Origin of the sequence: Streptomyces sp. NPDC048002 (genome assembly GCF_040653275.1) — a bacterium.
Taxonomy (GTDB): domain Bacteria; phylum Actinomycetota; class Actinomycetes; order Streptomycetales; family Streptomycetaceae; genus Streptomyces.
This window is the reverse complement of sequence record NZ_JBEZNL010000089.1, coordinates 1-2495: the sequence shown is the minus strand read 5'-3', so window position 1 is coordinate 2495 and position 2495 is coordinate 1. Positions and strand designations below refer to the sequence as shown.

Here is a 2495-nt window from a genome sequence, read left to right as displayed (position 1 = left end):
GTGACGAACTCGCCGGGGGCGACGTCGAGGGAGATGTCGTCGAGGACGAGCTGCTGTCCGGCGGGGCCGGCGAAGGACTTCGAGACGTGCTCGATCCGCGCGGCATGCCCCACGGACGCATCCGTGCCGGCGGCCTTGGCGAGGGTGGTTGCCATGGTCGTCACCTCCTGGGAACTCATCGGACGGGCTGGCGGGGTCACCGGGCGCCGAGACCGGCGTCGTCGACCGGGTCCCGGCCCTCGGCCTTGAGGACCTTGTTCAGCGGGGCGAGGTCGTAGATGCCGTTCAGGTCGGGCTGTTCTAGCAGACCGGCCTGCACCGCGTGGGTGGCCTGGGTGCGCAGCGAGGCCGCCAGCGGATCGTCGGTGAAGTCGATCGAGGGCCAGGCCGCGTCGATGACGTCGGCGGGCAGCGCCTTCCCGGTGTCCTCGGCCAGCTGGGCGTTGGCCGCGGCCTTCGCCTCCTCCGGGTGGGCCGCGATCCAGCGGTTCGCCGCCACAGAGGCCCTCAGCACGGCCTCCACGGCCTTCGGGTGCTCCTTGAGGAACGTCTGCGACACGATCACGTTCGTGATCACGAACTCCTCGTCCGGCCACAGGTCGGACTCGTCCAGCAGGACCCTGCCGCCCTCGGCGACCAGCTTGGAGGCGGTCGGCTCCGGCACCCAGGCGCCGTCGATCGAACCGGACCGGTAGAGGTCGGGCGTGACCTTGTTGTCGGAGCGGACCACCGACACGTCGCCGGTGCCGCTCTGCGGGTCGACCTTCCAGCCCTGCTCGGCGACCCAGTTGAGGAAGGCCACGTCCTGGGTGTTGCCCAGCTGCGGAGTGGCGATCCGCTTGCCCTTGACGTCCTCCGGGGACTTGACCTTCTCCGGGTCGACCACCAGCTTGACCCCGCCCGAGGCGGAGCCGGAGATGATCCTCAGGTTCTCGCCGTGCGCCTTGACGTACCCGTTGACCGCCGGGGACGGCCCGATCCACCCGATGTCGATGGACCCGGAGTTGAGCGCCTCGATCTCGGAGGGACCGGCGTTGAAGGCCGCGTACTTGGCCGTCGTGCCGCCCAGCTCCTTCTGGAAGATCCCCTCGTGCCGCCCCACCAGGGCGGTGGCGTGGGTGAGGTTCCCGAAGTAGCCGATGCGCACCGAGTCCAGACCGTCGGTCCGCGCCGCCCCCGGGATCGCCCGCTCGGTGTTCTCCACCGCCTGGGAGCCGTAGCCGCACGCGGCCGCGAGCGCCAGCGGCAGCACGGCCAGTACCGCGAGGGCACGGCGCGGGGCGGGGATGGCAGGCACGGGAGGGGTTCCTCTCGGTGGCCCGGCCCGCGCCCTGTTCAGGCGCGGCCGGGGGAACGGCGGACGTACGGGGGGCGGCTGTCGGGACATCGGGCCGCGCCGCCCCGGGGGTGCACGGTCAGAAGTCCCAGCCGTCGTCCTCGGCCTCGTCCTTGACGGGCTCCGGGGAGGCGAAGGACTCACCGACCATGCCGGCGGTGAGCGTGGTGCCGTCGCTGGGGTCGATCAGGATGAACGAACCCGTGCGCCGCGAGTCGGCGTAGGAGTCGACGGGCAGCGGCTCGGCGGTGCGGATCTTCACCCGGCCGATGTCGTTGGCGACGAGCTGTCCCGGGTGCGGGTGCAGGGACAGGTCGTCCAGCGTGAGCCGGGAGGGGATGTCCTTCACGATCGCCTTGACCGTGCGGGTGCCGTGCTTGAGGAGCACCCGGTGGCCGACGGTGAGCGGCTGGTCGGCGACGTGGCAGACGGTGGCCTCGACGTCCTGCGTGGTGGGCGGGGCGTCCTTGGTCGGCACCAGCAGGTCGCCGCGGGAGATGTCGATGTCGTCCTCCAACAGGACGGTCACCGACTGCGTGGTCCACGCGACGTCGACCGGCTTGCCGAGCACGTCGATCCCGGAGATCCGGGAGGTGCGGCCGGAGGGCAGTACGGTGACGGCCTCGCCGACCCGGAACGAGCCCGCCGCGATCTGGCCCGCGTAGCCGCGGTAGTCGGGGTGCTCGGCGGTCTGCGGACGGATCACGTACTGCACGGGCAGCCGCGCGTGGCAGTGGCTGAGGTCGTGGGTGACCGGGACGGTCTCCAGGTGCTCCAGCACCGTCGGGCCGCCGTACCAGTCCATGTGGGCCGACGGCTCCACCACGTTGTCGCCCTCAAGGGCCGAGATCGGGATCGCGGTGACCTCGGGGACGCCCAGTTCGGTCGCGTACGCCGTGAACTCCTCGGCGATGGCCGCGAAGACGGCCTCCTGGTAGCCGACGAGGTCCATCTTGTTGACGGCGAGGACCACGTGCGGCACGCGCAGCAGCGCGGCGAGCGCCGCGTGCCGGCGGGTCTGCTCGACGACGCCGTTGCGGGCGTCGATCAGGATGACCGTCAGCTCGGCGGTGGAGGCGCCGGTGACCATGTTGCGGGTGTACTGCACGTGGCCGGGGGTGTCGGCGAGGATGAAGCGGCGCCTGGGGGTGGCGAAGTA

The 2495-nt window shown here is 71.5% G+C and carries 2 protein-coding genes and 1 pseudogene; all 3 read right to left on the bottom strand.

The genetic code is table 11. From position 1 onward, the window contains the following. Positions 1–155 (bottom strand): annotated as a pseudogene (locus AB0E07_RS39800) (ABC transporter ATP-binding protein); the annotation flags it as partial. Between the two features lie 41 nt (positions 156–196). After that, positions 197–1297, bottom strand: coding sequence for an aliphatic sulfonate ABC transporter substrate-binding protein (locus AB0E07_RS39795; protein ID WP_362263370.1), 1101 nt, complete (start codon positions 1295–1297; stop codon positions 197–199). Between the two features lie 118 nt (positions 1298–1415). Next, on the bottom strand, positions 1416–2495 hold a 1080-nt coding region (locus tag AB0E07_RS39790), incomplete at its 5' end, for a GTP-binding protein (RefSeq protein WP_362263368.1).